Source organism: Leisingera sp. G5_S3_59_S7 (assembly GCF_054968485.1).
Genome location: NZ_JBQKUH010000012.1, coordinates 14,941 through 35,283, shown reverse-complemented (window position 1 = coordinate 35,283; position 20,343 = coordinate 14,941). Strand labels below are relative to the sequence as shown.

The window sequence follows — 20,343 nt, the reverse complement described above, 5'->3', positions numbered from 1 at the left end:
TTAACCTGCCCTTACCCGGCGCAGGATAAGGGTGGGGTCTCTGCGCCGGATTTTCTTAAAATTTCCGGGGCCGCCGTTTGGCAGCCCCGCAGTCTGAATTCAGAGGCCGCCGCTAGGCAGCCCCCAGGGCCCCGGCCCTAGTTCACACCCAGTTTTCCCGGGAATTCGATGTTGATTTCGAGGCTGGACAGCTCATCGCCGCGCTCCATCCGGATGTCGATCGCCTCGTCGCCGATCTGCATGTGGCGGCGGATCACTTCCAGGATCTCGCGCTGCAGCTGCGGCAGGCAGTCGGGGCGGGCGCCGCCGCTGCCGCTGCGCTCATGCGCCAGCAGGATCTGCAGCCGTTCCTTGGCAGTATTGGCAGAGGCTTTGCGGGGGCGGAGGGAAAATCCGAACATTGCTTACACCGCCCGGCGGAACAGCCGCTGCAGCAGGCCGCGGCGGGGATCTGCGGCAATCCGCATCTCGATCTGCTCGCCGATCAGCCGGCCCACCGCGTCCTCATAGGCCGCAGCCGCCGCCGACGGGTCGTCCAGCACCACCGGCACGCCCAGGTTGGAGGCGCGCAGCACCGCCGGGCTTTCGGGGATGATGCCCAGGAGCGGCACCGCCAGAACCTCCAGCACATCCTCCACCGTCATCATCTCGCCGCTGTCGATGCGGGATTTGTCGTGGCGGGTGATCAGCACCTGCGCCTTCACCGGCTCTGCGCCGCTCTTGCTGGCGCGTTCAGTGATGCTGTTCAGCAGCCCCAGAACCCGGTCACTGTCCCGGACAGACGACACTTCGGGGTTGGTGACCACAATCGCCTCATCGGCAAAATGCATCGCCATCTGGGCGCCGCGCTCGATCCCTGCCGGGCTGTCGCAGATGATATAATCGAACTCCTGGCGCAGCTCTTCCAGAACCCGTTCAACACCCTCTTTGGTCAGCGCGTCCTTGTCGCGGGTCTGCGAGGTCGGCAGCACCGACAGGTTTTCCAGCCGCCGGTCGCGGATCAGCGCCTGCTTCAGCTTGGCGTCGCCCTGGATCACGTTGATAAAGTCGAACACCACCCGGCGCTCGCAGCCCATGATCATGTCCAGGTTGCGCAATCCGACGTCGAAGTCGATCACCACCGTCTTGTGGCCGCGCCGCGCCAGCTCGGCGCCTACTGCCGCCGAGGTTGTGGTCTTACCGACACCGCCCTTGCCCGAGGTGACAACGATCACCCGGCCCAGCGGTTCTTCCAGTTTCAGGTCCTTGCTCATTCGTCCTGCCTCTCTCATTCCAGCCCTCTTAACAGCCTTCATCCCAAGGCTTCCACACACAGCCGCTCGTCCTGCAGGAACACCTGCACCGGGCGGTTCAGCAGCTCCGGCTCCAAATTCTCGTTTGTCCGGTACAGCCCGGCGACCGCCAAAAGCTCCGCGTCCAGGCTGTTGCAAAAGATCCGGGCGGTCTCGTCGCCCTCGGCGCCGGCCATGGCGCGGCCGCGCAGGCGGCCATAAACATGAATGCTGCCGCGCGCGATCAGCTCGGCGCCCGAGCTCACCGGCCCGACCACTACTAGATCGCCGCCTTCGGCCACCACCGTCTGGCCGGAGCGCACCGGCTGGGTGATCAGCCGGTTTTCCGGCGGCCTGAGTTTTTTGGGGATTTCGCGGCGCGGGCCGGGCCTGGTACTGCCTTCCATGTTGAGCGGCGCATCCTTGCCGCTGGCAATGGTGATCAGCCCGGCGTCCTCAGCCGCGGAGATCTGTTCCGGCGTGGCATTCTGCACCCCGAACACTGCCAGCCCGCGGCTGCGCAAGCAGTCCGTCAGCGCCCGCAGCTCTGCCGGGCGGGACAGGCCGGGCGCCTGCGCCAGATCCAGAATCAGCGGCGCGCCGTCGAAAAAGTGGGGGTTCCAGCGCAGCTGCGCGTCCAGTGCCGCGTAGAACGCCTGGTCCAGCGGCCCGTTCTCCGGGCGCAGCGCAACGGCGGTGAAATACCGCCCGCGGATCTGAAACGGCTTCACGGTGGCAGCGGGGGGCGCGCCACGGGGGGATATGTCTTGATGCGGCACGCTCACGCGATGCTCCTGCTCGGGGAATGCGGTTTTGGTCCGCGGCTTCTTTTCCTCTTGCGTAGCGTCAGCGGCATGGCCCGTTCAACCGGGGCGCGGCTGCTTCGGCGGACATGCGCCGGATGCCGCAGGCACCGGCGGATTTCCGCACGCGGACTGCTTCAGGTTGCGCAGAAAACCGTTGGCAAAGCGGGACTGGCGGCGGCTACAGCCGCAGCGGTTCGGACTGGCCCGAGGTTTCAAGGTCCCAGATTGCGGCCCATTGCGTGTCTTGCCTTTCCAGGATCAGATAGTTCCGTTCCGCCGCATAGCGCTCGGCCTGGCCGGGGATCTTGCGGATGCGGACAGGGTGGCCGGGCAGGGGGGCATCCCCCAGCCAAGACAGCATTCCCAACACCCGCGCCCAGGCCTTGGGAGGCGCCCGGTGGGAAATGCCGGAGGCGACCAGCTGGTGCAGCGTCTTGCCGCCGCCCAGGGGCATCTCGGCGCGCGCCGCCAGGTGGATCTCGCCGGACACGGCGGTGACCTGCTGGCCGTCCTTGGCGGCGGTATCCCGCATCATCCGCAGCATCCGCCGCCAGGAGGCCCGGTGCGCCCGGCTCTGCCACTGGTCGCGCAGGTCGTCCTCATACTTCTGCATCCGCGGCGTCAGCACCATCAGCAGCTCCAGCAGCGACAGCCGCGGCCCCAGCAGGGGCACGCTGGACAGCAGGAAGGTCTGCCCCGGCGCGGAGCGCTTGACCTCGGCCTTCATCATCCGCCAGCCGCCGCGCGCCATCACCCGGCGGCGGCTGCGCTCCGAGCGCAGATCGGGCGCCAGCAGCCGCAACCCCGGAGCCTCGATGCACCAGCCCAGATGGGTGCCATCAGGATCGGCAAACCGCGCGGGCAGGTCCCCGTGGCAGCAGCCGTGCTGAAACAGCAGCGCTGCTTCCCGGGCTGTCGCAAACAGTGTCTGGCCCACCGGCGAATAGGTGCTGGAGCGGCGCAGCGATCCCCAGCCGTCGCATATATCGTGGTCGTCCCATTGCATCAGCGAGGGCACGCGGGCCGCGAGCCAGGCCAGCTCCGGCGCGCTGTAGACCGCCAGGTAGCGGTGCAGAAAGCCCTCCCGCAGATGCGCGCGCAGGCTGTCCAGATCCTCCCGCGAGGGATCGCGCGGCAATTTGTCCGGCCAGCCATCGCTCAGCCGGTGGCCGTCCGTCACCTCATCGGCGTAGACCTGATCGCCGCCGTGCAGCAGCAGCGAGAAGGGGCGCTTGCGGTGCTCCGCACCCATCCGCGCCCACATGGCGTTGCGCTCTTTGCCGTCGCGGTCCAGGTCGCCATGCTCCTCGCCGTTGCAGGAAGCATAGGCGATCCGCATATCCCCGCCGAAACCGCCCGCGACCTCAAAGCTCTGCCCGTTCCACTGATAGCTGGAGGGCCGGTCCGCAGGCAGGGAAAAGCGCGCGCGCAGAACCGAAACGCTCGCGTATTCCGCCAGCGGTTCGGCCTGACGGTCCATACCGTCGAGCGAGACAGGCGGCACGGTTTGCCCCTTGGGCGCAATGAACAGCGCCGCAAGCTGCATCTGGCCATCGCGCAGATCGTCAAGGATCAGAATGGGGCCGGTGATGGAGTGGTTGCTGCTCATTCAGCAACAGGACCTAGGTGCGGCGGCTGCCGCAATCAACCGTCTGCAGGGCTGCAGAGGGGGATTTGCAGGGGCTGCGGCGGAATTGCCCGTGGCGCGGCAAGGCAACGCGTGGTCAAGATGCGCAATACGCCCGGCCCGGATGACCCCAAGGCCGCTTAAGCATTGATCCGGAGAAATTTTATGCAGTGGACTTTTCTTGCAGCGTCAGCGCTGGCAGCTTTGTGGATGGGGGTGCATGCCGTGGTCGGCGGCCGCGAATGCGCCGTGCCGCTCGCGCAGGACCGCAGCCTGCCTGATGCGGTGCGCGAAACCACATTGCTCTGCTGGCATTTGGTGACAGGGTTCCTTGGCCTGATGGCCCTGTTTCTGTTCCTCGGCGCCCGCGGTTCGGCGGATATGGCCCTGGCCGGAACGCTGATGGCAGCGGCCACGGCCGCAGCGGGCATCCTGGTGCCGCCGCTGCGCCGGGTGGGCTACGGCCTGCTGCCGCAGGGCTGGCTGTTCGTCCCAATCGCGGTTCTGGGCGGCTGGGGCTTGTTGGCGGGCTGACGTCCCGATCCGCGAAGCGAGGCGGTGCTCCCGCCCGTGCGGCCTGCATTGGAAATGCCGTCCTCCCGGTTGGGTCCGGCGCGCATCCTGCTTGCCCCGGCAAGCAGGATGCCGTGCCCAAGGCCGCCAAGGGGGGCTGGCGCAAGCCAGCGCACCTGCGGGCGCGGGAGGGCCGCTTGGCGCGGCTGCACAGGCTTCTCAAAAAGGGGGAAGGCCTAGCGGCTCAGCTCCCGCATGCCGCGTTCCAGCCCGTCCAGCGTCATCGGCACCATGCGGTCCTCAAAGATCTCCCGGATCATGCTGATTGAATGGGTGTAATCCCAATACTTCTCCGGCACCGGGTTGATCCACAGGTTCGACGCCCAGGCGTCGCGCGCACGCTGCAGCCAGACCTGGCCCGCTTCCTCGTTCCAATGCTCATTGGCCCCGCCGGGATAGGCGATCTCATAAGGCGACATCGAGGCATCCCCCACAAAGATGCACTTGTAATCCGGCCCGTAGGTGCGCAGCACCTCATGGGTCGGGATCTTCTCGTCCCAGCGCCGCCGGTTGTCGCGCCAGACGCCCTCATAAAGGCAATTGTGGAAATAGTAGTATTCCAAATGCTTGAACTCTGCCCGCGCGGCAGAGAACAGCTCCTCCACCACCTGAATATGCGGATCCATCGAGCCGCCGACGTCCAGGAACAGCAAGACCTTCACCGCATTGTGCCGCTCGGGCCGGGTCTTCACATCCAGATAGCCGTGCTCGGCGGTGGAGCGGATGGTGCCGTCCAGATCCAGCTCCTCCTGCGCGCCCTCGCGGACCCAGCGGCGGAGGCGTTTCAGCGCCACCTTGATGTTGCGGGTGCCGAGTTCGACATCGCCGTCGAGGTTCTTGAACTCGCGCTTGTCCCAGACCTTGACCGCGCGCTGGTGGCGGCTCTTGTCCTGCCCGATCCGCACGCCCTCGGGGTTGTAGCCATAGGCGCCAAAGGGCGAGGTGCCGGCGGTGCCGATCCACTTGTTGCCGCCCTGGTGGCGGCCCTGCTGTTCCTTGAGGCGCTCCTTCAGCGTCTCCATCAGCTTGTCGAAACCGCCAAGCGCCTCGATCTCAGCCTTCTCCTCTGCGCTCAGATGCTTTTCCGCCATCTTGCGCAGCCACTCCTCGGGAATGTCCACCGCCTCCATCACGGCCTCGGCGGGGATCGCCTCCAGCCCTTCAAAGGTGGCAGCAAAGGCGCGGTCGAACTTGTCGATGTTGCGCTCATCCTTCACCATTGCGGCGCGGGCGAGGAAGTAGAAGGCCTCGATGTCATAGGTCGCCAGCCCCGCCTTCATTCCCTCAAGGAACGTCAGGTACTCGCGCAGGCTGACCGGAATGGACGCCTTGCGCAGGTTTTCAAAGAAGGGCTGGAACATCGCAGAGCCTCCGGCAGGGTTACGCCAGCACCCGGTGTGTCAGAATGGTTGCCAGCAGGCCGAGAATACCAAAAACGATGGCATAGACAGCCCCGTATTGCAGCATGTCCAGGGTGTTGCCGCCACGTTTGCGGGCCTTCATCGCGCCAATCAGAGCGCCCAGCACCAAGCCGGCGATTACGATCATGTCTCTATCCGTTTCTGTTCAGTCACTGCCGGATCAGGGGGCAGAGGGGCGCAGCGCGGCGATTTCCTCCAGCCGCGCCTCGACCACCCAATCCGGACCAAAGCCGTACCTTGCCCATCCCAGGCTGTCCAGCCTGACCCGGCGGGCTTCGACGCTGCGGCCCTCCAGCTCCAGCGCCTCCGCCTGCAGCATCAGCAGCGTCGACAGCAGCGCCGCGTTCTCATGCGCTGCCGCGGTGTCCGCCGCCGGTCCCAGCCGCGCCAGCGCCGCCGCCCCGTTGCCGGTGGCAATCTCATAGGCGGCCAGCTGCACCGTCAGCTTGGCCTGATGCATCCGGGTGCCGGGCAGGCCCCGCAGGTAGCTCATTGCGGTGCGGAAGTGCTGCAGCGCCAGCTCCGGCTCGCGGACGTGCAGCATCCGGCCCAGTGTATAATGGCTCAGGGCGCGGCGGTGGTCCTGCCAGCCCAGGTCGCGGGCAATCTCCGCAGCCCGGTTGGCGGCCCGCAGCCGGTCCCGCGGCGAGGCGCTTGGCCCAAGCGCCTGCTCATAGGCGGCGATCCAGGCCCGCGGCGTTTCCGGCAGCCAGACGGCGGCGGTGCGGGTGCCGCCCGGATTGAGCCGCGCCAGCACCGCGGGCAGCTGCTCTGCCACTTCGGCCCGGCTCATGCCGGTGCGCAGCTCTGGCGCGTAGGTGGCGCGCAGGATCAGCATGTCAAAGCCTGTCAGCACCGCATGGATATTGTCATCGTTGAAGATCGAATCCGGCAGCCGGTAGAGATCGTTCAGCGGGCCGAGCGCCTGGGCCAGCTCCTCATGCAGGCAGTCGCGCACCTCCTGCGGGCTGGTGTCATTGGGGATGAACACCGCCAGCCGCTCGCGGCTGCGCAACAGCGACCAGTTGGTGCGCGCGCTGCGCCGGTTGCGCCGGTACTCACTCAGCGAGGACACATTCGGCACCACGAAACAGGCCGCCTTGGGCAATGCCCGCCGGATCTCCGCGCGGGAGACCGACTGGATGGTGATGCCGGCACTGTCGCCGGACACCCGGCGGATCGGGATCCCGGCCTCGTCCCGCAGCCGTGCCAAAAGCGCGTTGAGGTCGCGGCTGAACCCCGGGGCGGGGCTGCCCGTCACCCGCAGGGTGACTGGGCCTTCGAACCGGGTGAACTGGGGCAGGGTGCTGCCGCCTTCCAGCCGGAAATGCAGGTCCAGGAAATCGCGCGCAATATCTGCGTTGGAGCGCTGCGGCGGCTGCGGCCGGCGGGCGGGGAACACCTTGACCGGCGGCAGCGCGGCCGGGGCTGCTGCCGCCCGGGTCGGCGCCTCCACCCGGGCTGAGGGGACGGAACAGGCGGCCAGCGCCAGCAGCGCCGCTGCGGCGGCAGCGCCCCGCAGCAGGCGCAGGGCCTGACGGCAAGCGGGCAGGTGTGAAACCGGGGCAGCGTCAGCAGGCAATCAGGCGTCTCCTATCAGCCCGGACATGGCAGCCCGGCTCTTACCACTCTGATAGGGGAATGCGGCAGCAATTTGAAGGAAAACGGGAGGGCGCCGGACAACGGCGCCTGCCGGGTGGTGCAAGCGGGCGTCAGCGCCGCCCGCGGGCCATGAACGCGAGGCGTTCGAACAGATGCACGTCCTGCTCGTTTTTCAGCAGCGCCCCATGCAGCTTGGGCAGCGCGCTGGCGCCGTCGCGGGCGATGTCCTCCGGGCTCAGATCCTCGGCCAGCAGCAGTTTCAGCCAGTCGATCACCTCCGAGGTTGACGGTTTTTTCTTCAGCCCCTGGGTATCGCGGATCTCATAGAACTGGGTCAGCGCAGCGGTCAGCAGGGCGTCCTTGATGCCGGGGTGATGCACCTCGACGATCTTCTTCATCGTCTCCGCATCCGGGAAGCGGATGTAGTGGAAGAAGCAGCGGCGCAAAAAGGCGTCCGGCAGTTCTTTTTCGTTGTTGGAGGTGATGATCATGATCGGACGGTGCCTTGCCTTGACCGTCTCGCCGGTCTCGTAGACGTGGAACTCCATCTTGTCGAGCTCCTGCAGCAGGTCATTGGGGAATTCGATGTCGGCCTTGTCGATCTCGTCGATCAGCAAAACGACTTTCTCGTCCGCCTCAAAGGCCTCCCACAGCTTGCCCTTTTTGATGTAGTTCCTGACGTCATGCACCCGTTCGTCGCCCAGCTGGCTGTCGCGCAAGCGGCTGACGGCGTCATATTCATAGAGGCCCTGCTGCGCGCGGGTGGTGGACTTCACATTCCACTCGATCATCCGAAGCCCCAGCGCCTCTGCAACCTGCTTGGCCAGCTCGGTCTTGCCGGTGCCCGGCTCGCCCTTGACCAGCAGCGGCCGCTCCAGTGTCACTGCCGCATTGACCGCAACTTTCAAATCATCCGTTGCGACATATTCTTTAGTGCCCTGAAATTGCATATCTTTCCTGTTCCAGTCATGATCGGTGCCGCAGCGCCCAGTTCTTATCAAGGTTTTAACCAAACCGCGCCACTATTGTGTAGTGACATTCCTTCCCGATAGGGATAAACGCTGCGGCAGAGGGGGAGCCAAAATGTTCAGGTGCAAATTATGACCAGCATTATGGGCCAGACCGAAGGAGCCGAAATGAAGCAAGAAGTGTTTCTGCCGGACGACTACCGACCGGCCGAAGATGAGCCGTTCATGAACGAACGGCAGCTTGAGTATTTCCGACGCAAGCTATTGAATTGGAAGCAGGAACTACTGTCCGACAGCCGCGATACAATCGAAGGGCTGCAGGACAACACCCGCAATATTCCCGATGTCGCCGACCGTGCCAGTGAAGAGACCGACCGCGCGCTGGAATTGCGCACCCGCGACCGCCAGCGCAAGCTGGTCGCCAAGATCGACTCTGCGCTGCGCCGCATTGACGAGGGCGAATACGGTTATTGCGAGGTGACCGGCGATCCGATCTCGCTGAAGCGCCTGGATGCGCGTCCAATCGCCACCATGAGCCTGGAAGCGCAAGAGCGCCACGAGCGCCGCGAAAAGGTCCACCGCGACGACTGACCGCTGGCTGCAGCGGACAAACCGACAATTTGATGACGCCGGGGTCTTTTGCTCCGGCGTTTTTTGTTTCATTGGGAACAGGCGGAGAATCTGCAGGAGCCCATGGAACTCAAAGGCCTGAAAATAACCGTTATCGGCGCCGGAATCGGCGGTCTGACCGCAGCGCTGGCGCTGCGCCGCCAGGGCGCCAGCGTGACCGTTCTGGAACAGGCCGAAGCAATCTCCGAGGTGGGCGCCGGTCTGCAGATCACCCCCAACGGGGTTGCGGTGCTGCAGGCTCTGGGGCTGGCGGATGACCTGGCCTGGTGCTCTCAGCGGGCGCGCGCCGTGGTGCTGCGCGGTCACCGCCGAGGCACTGAGGTGCTGCGGCTGGATCTCGATGAATACGCCGCCGGTTTGCGCTATTACTTCGTGCACCGCTCCGACCTGATCGGCATTCTGGCCGGTGCCGCGCGGCGCGAAGGCGTGCAGGTGCGGCTGCTGCAAAAGGCGGAGCGGGTGGAGCCCGGGCCGCAGCCCGTTGTGCATCTTGGCAATGGCGCCCAATGCGGCGGCGATCTGGTGGTGGGCGCCGACGGGCTGCACTCCAAGGCCCGCGTGGCGCTGAACGGCGAGCGCAATCCCACGTTCACCGGCCAGGTGGCCTGGCGCGCCACCGTGCCGAACCACCTGAACCTGCCGCCGGAGGCGCAGGTTTTCATGGGGCCTGGGCGGCATCTGGTGGCCTATCCCCTGCGCGATGGCAGCCTGATGAACCTGGTCGCGGTGCAGGAGCGCCGCGCCTGGGCCGAGGAAGGCTGGAACTTCAAGGACGATCCCGCCAATCTGCGCGCCGCCTTTGCCGGTTTCGGCGGCAGCGCCGCAGCGCTGCTGGAAGCGGTGGAGGAGGTGCTGCTGTGGGGGCTGTTCCGCCATCCGGTAGCGGCCAGCTGGCATGGGGAAAACACCGCGATCCTGGGCGACGCCGCGCATCCGACGCTGCCATTTATGGCCCAGGGCGCCAATCTGGCGCTGGAGGATGCCTGGGTGCTGGCCCGGTCCCTGCAGGAGTCGGCGGGGGTGAAGGCCGGGCTTGCGCTTTATCAGTCGCGCCGCCGCGACCGGGCGGAGAAAGTGGTGCAGGCGGCCAGCAGCAATGCCTGGAAATACCACCTGCGGGCGCCGCTCAGCTGGCCTGCGCATCAGGTGCTGAAACTGGGCGGCCGCTTTGCGCCGGACAGGATGGTCAGCCAGTTCGACTGGATCTACCGCCACGACGTCACCGCCTGAGGCGGGGCAGGCGGGGGTCTCCCGCCGGCCGCAGTCTCATTTGTGAAATGAGCCGCTCCCGTTGGGCCGGGCGCCGCGCCGGGGCGCGGCGCGGGCGGCGCCTAGATGTCCAGGTCGACCCACACCGGCACGTGGTCGGAGGGTTTTTCCCGGCCGCGCACGTCCTTGTCGATCTGGCAATCCAGCAAGAGGTCGGCGGCCTGCGGCGTCAGCAGGAAGTGGTCGATGCGGATGCCGTCGCCGCGGTTCCAGGCCCCGGCCTGGTAGTCCCAGAAGGAATAGTGGCCCGGGCCCTGGTGCCGGGCGCGGAAGGCCTCTGTAAAGCCCAGGTTGACGATCCGCTGGAAGGCGGCGCGGCTTTCCGGGCGGAACAGCGCATCCTCGGCCCAGGCCTCCGGCCGCTTGGCATCTTCGGCTTGCGGGATGATGTTGTAATCGCCGGCCATCAGCGCGGGCATCTCATCGGCCAGCAGCGCTTCGGCCCGTGCCTTCAGCCGCTCCATCCAGGCGAGCTTATAGGCGTATTTGCCGCCTGCCACCGGGCTGCCGTCCGCGTCCAGCTCCACCGGGTTGCCGTTGGGCAGGTACAGGCCGCAGATGCGGATCGCCTGCTTGCCCACCACCGTGGCCTCGATCCAGCGCGCCTGTTCGTCGCTGTCATCGCCGGGCAGGCCGCGGCGCACATCCTCCAGCGGCAGTTTTGACAGGATCGCCACCCCGTTAAAGCTTTTCTGGCCGTGGGTCTCCACGTTATAGCCGCGCTCCTCGAAGATTTCGCGCGGAAACGCCTCATCCACGGATTTGATTTCCTGCAGCAGCACCACATCCGGCTGCGCCTCATCCAGCCACTCCGGCAGCGCCTGGGCCCGGGCCTTGATGCCATTGATGTTGAAGGTGGCGATTTTCATGGCTTGTCTCCGGCGCAGGTTGCGGTATGTGAAGCCGATCTATCGCTGAATCAGCGCCGGGGGGCAAGCCCGGCACCGGTGCCGCGAATCACCAAGGCGCCGCCGAATCATCCGGTTTTGCGTTTGTGAAAAATAACCCTCAGGTTGATTATATTTATTTTGCAAAAATAGACGTGTGAATAACGCGGTGAATATTCTGTGGATTAATTGAATTAAATTAAAAATCACAAAAAATAACGCGACGAAGTTGAAGTTAAAAATCAAAGGAAATGCAATGTGAAATTGCATTTTATGTTTGCGCTGTATCCCGGCCGTGCCAGCGTCAAGGAGCCTTTTGTCAAAAACGAATGGGGTTCCAACATGACTGCTCAGCGTAAAATCCAGACCATCCATGCAGCCCGCCCGGCCGCAAGCACCAGCCTGTTTGCGGGTGATGCCACAGAGATGTTTTCTTCCGGCTCCGCGCCGGAATGCACTGCGGATCTGACGGCCGGGGAGGGCGCGGCACTGTTTTCTTCAGGCTCGCTGCCGCAAACGGCCGAGTACTGGTCTGGCGGGGAAACCGGTTTGTATTCGTCCGGCTCGGCACCCATGGCCCACGGCGAAACCGCAGCGGGCGACCTGGTGGAAATGTTCTCCTCCGGTTCGGCGCCGGCGGCGCAAAGCGATGCTGCCGCAGGTGATCTGGTGCAGTTGTTTTCCTCCGGGTCAGCCCCGCAGGCTCAATCAGAAGTTGCCGAAGGCGGCCTGACAGAGATGTTCTCTTCCGGTTCCGCCCCTGCGGCGGGTGAAACTGCATCCGGGGATCTGACGGAAATGTTCTCTTCCGGCTCAGCGCCCGCGGCAACGGCAGAGGCCGGCACGGGCGAGGGCACCCATCTGTTCTCTTCTGGGTCCGCACCGGCAGCGGGTGCGCGCACCAGCGCTGGTGATGCCACCCGGCTGTTTTCCTCGGGCAGCTGAGCGAAACGGGGCCGGTCTCCCTCCCGGCCCCCGATCAGGGGCGGCTCCGCCTGCGGGGCCGCTGCCGCGCCGCTTCGATCCGGTATCCATCCGCAAGAGGTTTCCATGGCCGAAATCATCCCGTTTTTCCCGCCCGCCGCCCGCCAGTCCCGGGCCGATGCCCAGAAGGCGCTGATCGCCGGTTTCGCCTTGCACCGGCGCAGCCAGGAGGACGTTTTCTGGCTCAAGGAAAACGCCGAGCTTCTCAACATTCTGGAATGCACAGGGGCGGATGTTGCCGCGGACGCCCTGCAGCCCCTGCTGCCGTTTTACGACGGCGCAGCGCGCCATATCAGTTTTTTCCGCCAGTACTACCGCTTTATACTGTCAATCTGCCTGGACCTGGAGGACTTGGGTCTGCCGGGGCAGACCGGGGCGCAGATTGCCCAATGGGTTTCCGCCCAAGGGCTGGCCCAGGCAGAGCTGTCGGACCTGCAGCGGGCAGAGGCCCGCCGCCTGCTGGCGCGGCGCGGCATCGCTCTGCGGGACGAGGGGCTGGACGACCGGCTCCGCGGCTTTATCTCCCGTCCTCAAACCTTTGCTATTCCGAACAAAAAGGCCGCCTATGAGCTGACCCATATCGTGTTTTACCTGTCCGAGTACGGGCGCCGGGATCCAGCCCTGCCGGCGGCTGCCGTGACGAGCCTGGAATTTGCGGGCCTGGTGGCGTTTCTCGACCAGAATGCTGACCTGCTGGCGGAGATCTGCATCGCCATGCGTTACGCCCGGCAGCAGCCGCCGGCCGCGTGGGAGGCTTGGATCGACGGGCAAGTTTCCGCTTATATACTCGCTAAAGATGAATTTTCTGGACTTCATGATGCGTATCACGAGTACTTTCTAGTCAACTGGCTCATGCTGCTGTCTGGCCGTTCGGCCTTCCGGCAGCCGGTTCCCCCGGGGGCTTTGCATGTGTCGGCGCAGCAGGGAGGGAGCATTTTGAGGAGCCTGTCTGAAGCCGTGTTTGATGCCGGAGCGGCCCGCGCCAGCTGGAGCGCCGTGAAAGCCCGCGCCGAAGCGGCGCTGAGCGAGGAGCAGCATCGCATTCTTTCCGCGGCGGAGCGCAGCTGCGCCGGATTTGCCGGATTTTTCGAAGGCTTTGCCCGTGCAGGCAGCGCGGGAGCGGCATGATGCGCTGCTCCCGCAACCAGGCCCTGGCCGGGGCGCTGCTGGTGATCGCCTATACCGGGCTGATCGCCTCTGCCGACGGGATCACCAAGCTGCTTGCGGGCCAATACGCAGCGGCCCAGCTCTATGCGCTGTCCGGTGCCATGGTTGCGGGGTTTTGCCTGCTGGCGGACCGGCTGCCTGCTGTGCGCGGCGGCTTCCGCACGCGGTGCCCGCGGGCGATGGCCTTGCGCTCCGGTGCGACGCTGGTTGCGGCGGTGTGCTTTTTCTATGCCTTCCGGCTGCTGCCCTTTGCCGAGGTGTTTGTGTTCATCGGGCTGATGCCGCTGCTGGCGGGCGCCATGTCCGGGCTGGTGCTGAAGGAGCCGGTGCGCCCGGCCGCCTGGGCGGCGCTTGGCGCTGGTTTTGCAGGCGTGCTGTTTCTGTTTCCGGGCGGGGTTGCCTCCGCCTCGCTGGGCCATCTCGTGGCTTTGGCCGCCGCGGTTTCCGGCACATTTTCCATGACACTGGCGCGGTTTATCGGGCGGTATGAAAGTAACTCATTGGCGCAGGTCTTTTATCCCAACCTGACCATCTGCCTGGTGATGCTGCTGCTGCTGCCCTTTGTCTGGATCCCGATGCCGCTGGCGGATGCGGGCTGGGCTGCGGCTTATGCCTTCCTGTTGTTCGGCGCACGCTGGCTTCTGGTGGTGGCGCTGCGGCTCTTGGCCTCCTACGCCGTCACCCCTTTGATGAATTTGCAGTTCATCTGGATGGCGGTGATCGGCGCGGTGTTCTTTGGCGAATTCCCGCCCGCGACCACTTATGCCGGCGGTGTTATCGTCATTGCCTCGGGCCTTTATCTGGTCTGGGACCAGTTCGCCCCGGCGCTGCCGCGGCTGCGCAATCCGGGGCGGCTGCAGACCGATCCGTGACGCGCCAATCAATTGCATGCGCCTAGCAAAGGGCACCGGAATTATGCGATAACTGCGGCCCGGAAATCACGCGTTTTCCGGGTCGTTTCCCGCGCTGGGAAACGTGCCCGCAAGGGCGGGATCACATTGAGAACGAGGTGCCGCAGCCGCAGCTGGAGGTGGCGTTGGGGTTCTCAATGGTGAACCGCGCGCCGATCAGTTCCTCGGTGAAATCAATCACCGCGTTCTCCAGGAACGGCAGCGACACGGCATCGACCACCACTTTTTCGCCCTGTCCTTCAAGGACCAGGTCATCGGGTTTCGCCTCATCCAGCGCGATCTCATACTGGAAGCCGGAACAGCCGCCGCCTTCGACCGCGACGCGCAGCGCCTGGCCCTGATCCGCGGCGCCGATTTCGGCCAGCCGGGCAAAGGCGCGGTCGGTGACTTTCGGGGGCAGGTTCATACGGTCTCTCTCCAAAGCTGATGTTGCAGCGCAAGACATTATATAGAAAGGTGCAATCCAGGCAGCAAGATTTGCCAAGGAAAAGATTTGATATGCATGCGCCTTTTGCCACGATGCCCGACCGCAGCCGCGGGCGGCAGGTTCCGGAGGAGGAAAGCTCCTTCCGCTCGCCCTATCAGCGCGACCGCGACCGGATTATCCATGCCAGCGCTTTCCGCAGGCTCAAGCACAAGACCCAGGTATTTGTGGAGCATGAGGGCGACAACTACCGCACCCGACTGACCCATTCGATAGAGGTGGGGCAGGTGGGCCGAACCATTGCCGGCGCGCTGGGGCTGAATCAGGAGCTGACAGAGGCGGTGGCGCTGGCGCATGACCTGGGCCACACGCCGTTCGGCCACACCGGCGAGGACGCGCTGCATGCGCTGATGGAACCCTACGGCGGCTTTGACCACAACGCTCAGGCGATCCGCATCGTCACCCGTCTGGAGAGGCACTATGCCGCGTTCGACGGCTTGAACCTCACCTGGGAAACCCTTGAAGCGATTGCCAAACACAACGGCCCGGTGGTGGGGGAGCTGCCCTGGGCGCTGGCCGAATGCAACGCCGAGGTCGATTTGGAACTGCACACCCACGCCAGCGCCGAGGCGCAGGTGGCGGCGCTTTCCGATGACATCGCCTATAACAACCACGACCTGCATGATGCGCTGCGCGCCGGTCTGTTCACCGACGATGACCTGGCCCGCCTGCCGCTGCTGGACAAGGCCTATGGCGAGGTGGACCGGCTCTATCCCGGCCTCGACCCGAACCGCCGCCGCCACGAGGCGCTGCGCCGGTTCTTCGGTGTGATGGTCAGCGACGTGATCGACACCGCCCGCGCCCTGCTGGCAGAAACCGGCGTCCAGAGCGTCGAGGAAGTCCGTGCGCTGGGGCAGCCGGTGGTGAAATTCTCCGATCCCTTGTGGCGCGACCTGAAGGACATCCGCGCCTTCCTGTTCACGCGCATGTACCGCGCGCCATCAGTGATGGAGAAGCGCGCCAAGGTCGCCAAGGTGGTGGAGGCGCTTTTCCCCTACTTTCTGGACAATCCGCTGGAGATGCCGGAGCGCTGGCACGCCGACATTGCCGCAGCCGAAGACCGCACCGCGCTGGCGCGGATCGTGTCGGACTATATCGCCGGCATGACCGACCGTTTCGCCCTGCAGCAGCATGAACGGCTGATCGGGGTGAAGGTCGAGGTATAAGGGCTTCCGGCTGCTGTTTCTTTCCTTTCGCCAGTGCCGTTCATCGGCAGGGCAGGGATGGCGGCGCCGCCAACAGGGGCGGAGGATAGGGCCGGAACGCCAGCGCGCCCCGGGTCCGGTCAAAAGCTTCATCCGTCAGACGCCCCTGCACCTTTTGCCGAGGTGGTCTTTGGGGCCCTGGTCTCCTGTTCGCGCGGGGTGCCAGACCCGCGCCATGTGCTGCAGCGGGAGGGATCTTCGCAGCTTCCGGTTAAACCCGCGCTAGCGGGGCGTACGGTGCTGGCGGCCGCGGCGCAACGGGGGCGGGCGCCTTGTTTGCCTGTGAATGTTCCTGTAATGTTCTTAATCATTGGGTGATATGAAGGAACGCTGGAATGATTGAGGGAAGCTGCTGTTGCGGTGCCGTGAAATTTGAGCTGCTGGCGCAGCCCGCGCTGATGGGCACCTGCCATTGCTCCCGCTGCCGCAAGGCCGGGGCCAGCACTATTGTCTTTGTGAAAAAGGACGACTTGCGCTGGGTTTCCGGCAAAGAGGAGGTGGCGCTGTACCAGCCCGCGCCGCCCTATAAGAACGGCCGCTGTTTCTGCCGGATCTGCGGCAGCTCGCTGGGGGAGATCCTGTCGGAGGAGGAGAGCTTCCCCATCGCCGCAAACGCGCTGGATGGGGTGCTGGAGGTGGCAAACAGCTTTCATGAGTTTGTGGGCGAGAAGCCCAGTTGGTACGAAATCTGCGACGGTGCAAAGCAGTCGCAGGGGCATCCGGTTTAGGTATGGCAGCGTAGGGCGGGCGATTGCGCCCGCCGCGCGCGGTAGGAAAACCGGAACGGGGTGGTGGGCAAATTGCCCGCCCTGCGTGCTCAGGGGGGGGGGCATTCGCGCCAGCCCAGGCAGGCGCAGACCTATCTGGTGTGTCCTGCCGGTCATCACCGGGTTTTCTGAAGCTCCGCCAAATTGGCCGTAAGCCGTGCTATGATCTGGCCCTATGACGCCGCGGGGCATCGGCGGTATCCGCAAACGGAGCAGCAAGGGAAAAGCCATGGCACGCTGGACCGTCACATTTACAGACAAGCCCGAGATGGACCGGGTGCGCGGCGACAGGAAGCGGCGTGAGGCGCATATCGCCTACGTGCGCGCCCATCCTGAATTGCAGATCGGCGGCGCGCTGGCGATGCGGCCGATGCAGGACTTTCCCGGCGCGATCTGGAATGTGGAGGCCGAAACCCGGCAGGATGTCGAGCGGCTGATCCTGCAGGACCCGTATTACGTTGCCTCTCTGCGCCGTTACACGATCACGGAATGGGGCACCGCCTCAGCCGTTCAGGGCATTTTGTCCTGATCCGCCGGCGGCCAGGCCAGACGGCGCGCGCCGCAGCGGCGGCGCATATTTCCGGCGCGGAAAAATGGCCGGAAAATTTGAATTTTCCGGAGCGCTCCGCCTGAGGCCGCGGGCTGCCCCTGCAATGCTGTTGACCCTTCCTGCAGCCCCCGGTATCCGCTGTGCTGAACATATGGGACGCCAGATATGAACCTCTTTACCGATATCCGCACGCTTGTGATTGAAAGCCTGACCGCCATGACCGGCGAGGGCGCGCTGCCCGAGGGGCTTGATTTTGCCAATGTCGCGGTGGAGCCGCCGCGCGATGCCGCCCACGGCGACATGGCGACCAACGCGGCGATGGTGCTGGCCAAGCCCGCGAAAATGAAACCGCGCGACATTGCCGAGATGCTGGCGGCCAAGCTGGCAGCGGATGACCGGATCACCAGCGCCGAAGTTGCAGGCCCCGGTTTCCTCAACCTGCGCTTGGCACCCGGCATCTGGCAGGGGGTGCTGAAATCCGTCCTGGACGCAGGCACGGATTACGGCCGCTCTGACTTTGGCGCGGGCAAGCGCGTGAACGTCGAATATGTCTCCGCCAACCCGACCGGCCCGCTGCACGTGGGCCATACCCGCGGTGCGGTGTTTGGCGATGCGCTGGCGGCATTGCTGGCCTATGCCGGCTATGACGTCACCCGCGAATATTACATCAACGACGGCGGCGGCCAGGTCGACGTGCTGGCGCGCTCTGTCTACCTGCGCTACCTGGAGGCGCACGGCCAGGAGATCGCCTTTGCCGACGGCACCTATCCCGGCGACTATCTGGTTCCCGTCGGCCAGGCGCTGAAGGACAAGGTGGGCGACGCCTATCTGAATCAGCCGGAAGAGGTCTGGCTGGCAGAGGTGCGCGCGTTTTCCACCGATGCGATGATGGCGCTGATCCGCGAGGATCTGGCCCAGCTTGGCATCGAAATGGACGTGTTTTATTCCGAGAAATCCCTCTATGGCACCGGCAAGATCGAGGCGGCGCTGAAGGCGCTGGAGGCCAAGGGGCTGATCTATCAGGGCGTGCTGGAGCCGCCGAAAGGCAAGAAGCCGGACGACTGGGAGCCGCGCGAGCAGACCCTGTTCAAATCCACCGATCACGGCGACGACGTCGACCGGGCGGTGAAGAAATCCGATGGCTCCTGGACCTATTTCGCGCCGGACATCGCCTATCACTACGACAAGGTGGAGCGCGGCTTTGACGAGCTGATCGACATCTTCGGCGCCGACCACGGCGGTTACGTCAAGCGGATGAAGGCGGCGGTGTCGGCGCTGTCCGATGGCAAGGTACCGCTGGACATCAAGCTGTGCCAGCTGGTGAAGCTGTTCAAGGACGGCCAGGAATTCAAGATGTCCAAGCGGGCAGGGACCTTTGTCACCCTGCGCGATGTGGTCGATGCCGTCGGCCCCGACGTCACCCGCTTCATGCTGCTGACCCGCAAGAACGACCAGGGATTCGACTTCGACCTCGATAAGGCGCTGGAGCAGTCCAAGGACAACCCGGTGTTTTACGTGCAATACGCCAACGCCCGGATCTGCTCCACCCTGCGCAAGGCGGCGGAACAAAACATCACCGCGGATGATGCCGCGCTGAAGGCTGCCGACCTCAGCCTGATCGCCGACCCGGCGCAGCTGGCGGTGGCCAAGAAGCTGGCCGAGTGGCCGCGCCAGGTGGAAATCGCCGCCCGCACCCATGAGCCGCACCGTGTGGCCTTCTATCTTTACGACCTGGCGTCGGAGCTGCACGGGCTGTACCACCTCGGAAAATCGCAAGAAGGTTTACGATTTGTTAACGAGAGCAGCCAATCGGCAACACATGCGAATTTGGCCCTGGCCAAGGCCGTTTCCGTTGTCATTTCGGCAGGTCTTGGTATTCTTGGCGTGAAACCGGCAGAAGAGATGCGATAACCAAAACGGGGCGGGTGCCCCTGCGGTGTAAATTGCACATCCGCCGGAATGAGGCAGTTCAAGAGACTTGGGGCGCAGCGCTGTTTCGGCGCTGCCAAACCGGGCAGTGAGGCGGACAATGGCGTATTTTGCGCAGGCGGGCCAAGGGCACGCCTATACACAGGGCGGTGTTCAGCAGCAGGACACCGCAACTGGCGGCTCTTACGGGCAGCAGTACTCCGATCAGCATCTTACAGGTCAGCAATACACAGGTCCGGGAGCGGAACCGGCTTACGGTTACGAGGATGCCGCCTACGGGTACCAGCCTGACGGCCAGGGCTATGATGCGCAGGATTACGCTGCTTTCGCTGCGCCCGCCGGGCTGCGGGCGCGATTCTCCAAAACGCTGAGCCTGCTGGGCGCCGCGGCCTCGATCGCGCTGGTCGCAGGGGTTGGCTTCTGGGGCTACAAGCTGGTGATGCGCGATGTCAGCGGCGTGCCGGTGGTGCGCGCAGCCGAAGGCCCGATGCGCGAACAGCCCGCGAATCCGGGCGGCTCCCAGGCAGATCATCAGGGCCTGGCGGTGAATGCGGTGGCCGCCAGCGGCAGCGCTGAGGCACCGGCTGACCGGCTGACCCTGGCACCGCCCGCGATCCGGCTGACAGAGGACGACAAACCGCTGCCGCAGCTGGCCGCTGAAACCGCCCCGGCAGAGCTTCCGGCCGTTCCGGCAGAGCCGGGGGCGTCCGAAGGCCCCGGTGTCAGCGATGACGCGGTGGCCTCTTTCCAGAACGGCGATATCGACGCATTGGTTGCCGAGCTTGCCCGCGAGGCGGAAACGCTGTCGGCTGCGGTGCCTGCCTCGGCGCAGGCGCCTGCCATCGTGCAGCCGGAACCGCTGAAGCCGGGTTTGGCCGCAGCAGCGCCGTCGCCTGCCGTCCTGAACGCGCCCGGCGTCAAAGTCTCGCTGCGGCCATCGGCCCGGCCCGCAAGGTTCAGCCCCGCTCCGGCCGCAGCCGCACCGGCAGCGCGGGCCGCAACTGTCGATGTCGACCCGGCCACCCTGCCGGCCGGCACACGGCTGGCGCAGCTCGGCGCCTATGAGAGCCCGGAAGTCGCGCGCGCCGAATGGGACCGCATCCATGCCCGCTTTGCCGATTACCTGGAAGGCAAACAACGGGTGATCCAGCGCGCCGAAAGCGGCGGCCGCACCTTCTACCGGCTGCGGGCGATGGGCTTTGCGGGCCTGTCGGACGCCCGCCGCTTCTGCTCGGCGCTGGTGGCTGGCAATGCCGACTGCATTCCGGTAACCACACGGTAACGAACCGCCC

21 protein-coding genes are annotated in these 20,343 nt (G+C 65.2%); 11 read left to right on the top strand and 10 right to left on the bottom strand.

What is annotated here, in order from left to right; translation table 11 throughout:
* Positions 1-137 precede the first annotated feature (137 nt).
* The 4 genes from minE to ACTRWG_RS08030 all read right to left on the bottom strand — a co-directional run bounded on the left by minE (position 138) and on the right by ACTRWG_RS08030 (position 3,686).
* Entirely contained in the window at positions 138-401 is a 264-nt protein-coding gene (gene minE / locus ACTRWG_RS08045; protein WP_027237284.1) for a cell division topological specificity factor MinE, read from the bottom strand.
* A 3-nt stretch (positions 402-404) separates the two neighbouring features.
* Positions 405-1,253 (bottom strand): septum site-determining protein MinD, encoded by an 849-nt coding sequence (minD, locus tag ACTRWG_RS08040; protein WP_036797507.1) that lies wholly within the window; start codon positions 1,251-1,253, stop codon positions 405-407.
* A gap of 38 nt (positions 1,254-1,291) precedes the next feature.
* Positions 1,292-2,056: a septum site-determining protein MinC gene (gene minC, locus ACTRWG_RS08035; protein WP_051357831.1), complete on the bottom strand. Its 765-nt coding sequence runs from the start codon at positions 2,054-2,056 to the stop codon at positions 1,292-1,294.
* A 199-nt stretch (positions 2,057-2,255) separates the two neighbouring features.
* Positions 2,256-3,686: an alkaline phosphatase D family protein gene (locus tag ACTRWG_RS08030; RefSeq protein WP_462829201.1), complete on the bottom strand. Its 1,431-nt coding sequence runs from the start codon at positions 3,684-3,686 to the stop codon at positions 2,256-2,258.
* 183 nt (positions 3,687-3,869) lie between these two features.
* Here ACTRWG_RS08030 and ACTRWG_RS08025 point away from each other — a divergent pair, with 183 nt between their 5' ends.
* The gene (locus tag ACTRWG_RS08025; protein ID WP_462829200.1) at positions 3,870-4,238 is read left to right on the top strand and encodes a hypothetical protein; all 369 of its coding nucleotides are present in this window, start codon (positions 3,870-3,872) and stop codon (positions 4,236-4,238) included.
* Positions 4,239-4,453: 215 nt separating this feature from the next.
* Here ACTRWG_RS08025 and ACTRWG_RS08020 read toward each other — a convergent pair whose 3' ends face one another.
* From ACTRWG_RS08020 to ACTRWG_RS08005, 4 genes are all read right to left on the bottom strand, one after another.
* The gene (locus ACTRWG_RS08020) at positions 4,454-5,638 is read right to left on the bottom strand and encodes a vWA domain-containing protein (protein ID WP_259956676.1); all 1,185 of its coding nucleotides are present in this window, start codon (positions 5,636-5,638) and stop codon (positions 4,454-4,456) included.
* Between the two features lie 19 nt (positions 5,639-5,657).
* Positions 5,658-5,825, bottom strand: a complete 168-nt coding sequence (locus ACTRWG_RS08015) for a hypothetical protein (protein WP_027237290.1) — start codon at positions 5,823-5,825, stop codon at positions 5,658-5,660.
* 33 nt (positions 5,826-5,858) lie between these two features.
* A complete protein-coding gene (locus ACTRWG_RS08010; protein WP_245597392.1) occupies positions 5,859-7,280 on the bottom strand; it encodes a DUF2927 domain-containing protein in 1,422 nt (473 codons plus the stop codon).
* Positions 7,281-7,410: 130 nt separating this feature from the next.
* A complete protein-coding gene (locus ACTRWG_RS08005) occupies positions 7,411-8,250 on the bottom strand; it encodes an AAA family ATPase (protein ID WP_027237292.1) in 840 nt (279 codons plus the stop codon).
* Between the two features lie 186 nt (positions 8,251-8,436).
* On the opposite strand from ACTRWG_RS08005, the gene dksA reads away from it, so the two are divergent.
* Together dksA and ACTRWG_RS07995 are read left to right on the top strand one after the other, a co-directional pair.
* Complete coding sequence (dksA, locus tag ACTRWG_RS08000) at positions 8,437-8,859, top strand: RNA polymerase-binding protein DksA (RefSeq protein ID WP_036797862.1); 423 nt, start codon at positions 8,437-8,439, stop codon at positions 8,857-8,859.
* 102 nt (positions 8,860-8,961) lie between these two features.
* Positions 8,962-10,128, top strand: coding sequence for an FAD-dependent monooxygenase (locus tag ACTRWG_RS07995; RefSeq protein ID WP_027237294.1), 1,167 nt, complete (start codon positions 8,962-8,964; stop codon positions 10,126-10,128).
* Positions 10,129-10,229: 101 nt separating this feature from the next.
* Here the strand turns inward: ACTRWG_RS07995 and xth are convergent, their stop codons facing one another.
* Positions 10,230-11,036: an exodeoxyribonuclease III gene (gene xth, locus ACTRWG_RS07990; protein ID WP_027237295.1), complete on the bottom strand. Its 807-nt coding sequence runs from the start codon at positions 11,034-11,036 to the stop codon at positions 10,230-10,232.
* A 276-nt stretch (positions 11,037-11,312) separates the two neighbouring features.
* On the opposite strand from xth, the gene ACTRWG_RS07985 reads away from it, so the two are divergent.
* From ACTRWG_RS07985 to ACTRWG_RS07975, 3 genes are all read left to right on the top strand, one after another.
* Positions 11,313-11,999 carry a hypothetical protein gene (locus ACTRWG_RS07985; RefSeq protein WP_462829199.1) on the top strand — a complete coding sequence of 229 codons (687 nt, stop codon included), beginning with the start codon at positions 11,313-11,315 and terminating at the stop codon, positions 11,997-11,999.
* Between the two features lie 105 nt (positions 12,000-12,104).
* On the top strand, positions 12,105-13,166 hold the full coding sequence (locus ACTRWG_RS07980; protein WP_462829198.1) for a DUF6902 family protein: 1,062 nt from the start codon (positions 12,105-12,107) through the stop codon (positions 13,164-13,166).
* The gene (locus tag ACTRWG_RS07975; RefSeq protein WP_462829209.1) at positions 13,166-14,077 is read left to right on the top strand and encodes a DMT family transporter; all 912 of its coding nucleotides are present in this window, start codon (positions 13,166-13,168) and stop codon (positions 14,075-14,077) included. The genes ACTRWG_RS07980 and ACTRWG_RS07975 overlap by 1 nt, the downstream gene beginning before the upstream one ends.
* Before the next feature lie 121 nt (positions 14,078-14,198).
* On the opposite strand, the gene ACTRWG_RS07970 is transcribed toward ACTRWG_RS07975, so the two are convergent.
* Positions 14,199-14,522, bottom strand: a complete 324-nt coding sequence (locus ACTRWG_RS07970; protein WP_008558117.1) for a HesB/IscA family protein — start codon at positions 14,520-14,522, stop codon at positions 14,199-14,201.
* A gap of 92 nt (positions 14,523-14,614) precedes the next feature.
* Between ACTRWG_RS07970 and ACTRWG_RS07965 the strand changes: the two genes are divergently transcribed.
* The 5 genes from ACTRWG_RS07965 (at position 14,615) to ACTRWG_RS07945 (ending at position 20,333) form a co-directional block, all read left to right on the top strand.
* The gene (locus ACTRWG_RS07965; RefSeq protein ID WP_027237298.1) at positions 14,615-15,766 is read left to right on the top strand and encodes a deoxyguanosinetriphosphate triphosphohydrolase; all 1,152 of its coding nucleotides are present in this window, start codon (positions 14,615-14,617) and stop codon (positions 15,764-15,766) included.
* Positions 15,767-16,140: 374 nt separating this feature from the next.
* A complete protein-coding gene (locus ACTRWG_RS07960) occupies positions 16,141-16,533 on the top strand; it encodes a GFA family protein (protein ID WP_027237299.1) in 393 nt (130 codons plus the stop codon).
* Between the two features lie 268 nt (positions 16,534-16,801).
* Entirely contained in the window at positions 16,802-17,101 is a 300-nt protein-coding gene (locus ACTRWG_RS07955) for a YciI family protein (RefSeq protein WP_027237300.1), read from the top strand.
* A gap of 186 nt (positions 17,102-17,287) precedes the next feature.
* A complete protein-coding gene (gene argS / locus ACTRWG_RS07950; RefSeq protein ID WP_027237301.1) occupies positions 17,288-19,033 on the top strand; it encodes an arginine--tRNA ligase in 1,746 nt (581 codons plus the stop codon).
* A gap of 118 nt (positions 19,034-19,151) precedes the next feature.
* Positions 19,152-20,333, top strand: coding sequence for an SPOR domain-containing protein (locus tag ACTRWG_RS07945; RefSeq protein WP_462829197.1), 1,182 nt, complete (start codon positions 19,152-19,154; stop codon positions 20,331-20,333).
* Positions 20,334-20,343: the final 10 nt, after the last annotated feature.

Coding starts and splice junctions, on each gene's coding strand:
- ACTRWG_RS07955 (WP_027237300.1), top strand. CDS start 16,802: ATGGCACGCTGGACCGTCACATTTACAGACAAGCCCGAGATGGACCGG.
- ACTRWG_RS07945 (WP_462829197.1), top strand. CDS start 19,152: ATGGCGTATTTTGCGCAGGCGGGCCAAGGGCACGCCTATACACAGGGC.
- minE (WP_027237284.1), bottom strand. CDS start 401: ATGTTCGGATTTTCCCTCCGCCCCCGCAAAGCCTCTGCCAATACTGCC.
- ACTRWG_RS07965 (WP_027237298.1), top strand. CDS start 14,615: ATGCATGCGCCTTTTGCCACGATGCCCGACCGCAGCCGCGGGCGGCAG.
- ACTRWG_RS07970 (WP_008558117.1), bottom strand. CDS start 14,522: ATGAACCTGCCCCCGAAAGTCACCGACCGCGCCTTTGCCCGGCTGGCC.
- dksA (WP_036797862.1), top strand. CDS start 8,437: ATGAAGCAAGAAGTGTTTCTGCCGGACGACTACCGACCGGCCGAAGAT.
- xth (WP_027237295.1), bottom strand. CDS start 11,036: ATGAAAATCGCCACCTTCAACATCAATGGCATCAAGGCCCGGGCCCAG.
- ACTRWG_RS07995 (WP_027237294.1), top strand. CDS start 8,962: ATGGAACTCAAAGGCCTGAAAATAACCGTTATCGGCGCCGGAATCGGC.
- ACTRWG_RS07960 (WP_027237299.1), top strand. CDS start 16,141: ATGATTGAGGGAAGCTGCTGTTGCGGTGCCGTGAAATTTGAGCTGCTG.
- ACTRWG_RS08020 (WP_259956676.1), bottom strand. CDS start 5,638: ATGTTCCAGCCCTTCTTTGAAAACCTGCGCAAGGCGTCCATTCCGGTC.
- ACTRWG_RS08015 (WP_027237290.1), bottom strand. CDS start 5,825: ATGATCGTAATCGCCGGCTTGGTGCTGGGCGCTCTGATTGGCGCGATG.
- ACTRWG_RS08025 (WP_462829200.1), top strand. CDS start 3,870: ATGCAGTGGACTTTTCTTGCAGCGTCAGCGCTGGCAGCTTTGTGGATG.
- argS (WP_027237301.1), top strand. CDS start 17,288: ATGAACCTCTTTACCGATATCCGCACGCTTGTGATTGAAAGCCTGACC.
- ACTRWG_RS07975 (WP_462829209.1), top strand. CDS start 13,166: ATGCGCTGCTCCCGCAACCAGGCCCTGGCCGGGGCGCTGCTGGTGATC.
- ACTRWG_RS08005 (WP_027237292.1), bottom strand. CDS start 8,250: ATGCAATTTCAGGGCACTAAAGAATATGTCGCAACGGATGATTTGAAA.
- ACTRWG_RS08030 (WP_462829201.1), bottom strand. CDS start 3,686: ATGAGCAGCAACCACTCCATCACCGGCCCCATTCTGATCCTTGACGAT.
- minD (WP_036797507.1), bottom strand. CDS start 1,253: ATGAGCAAGGACCTGAAACTGGAAGAACCGCTGGGCCGGGTGATCGTT.
- ACTRWG_RS07980 (WP_462829198.1), top strand. CDS start 12,105: ATGGCCGAAATCATCCCGTTTTTCCCGCCCGCCGCCCGCCAGTCCCGG.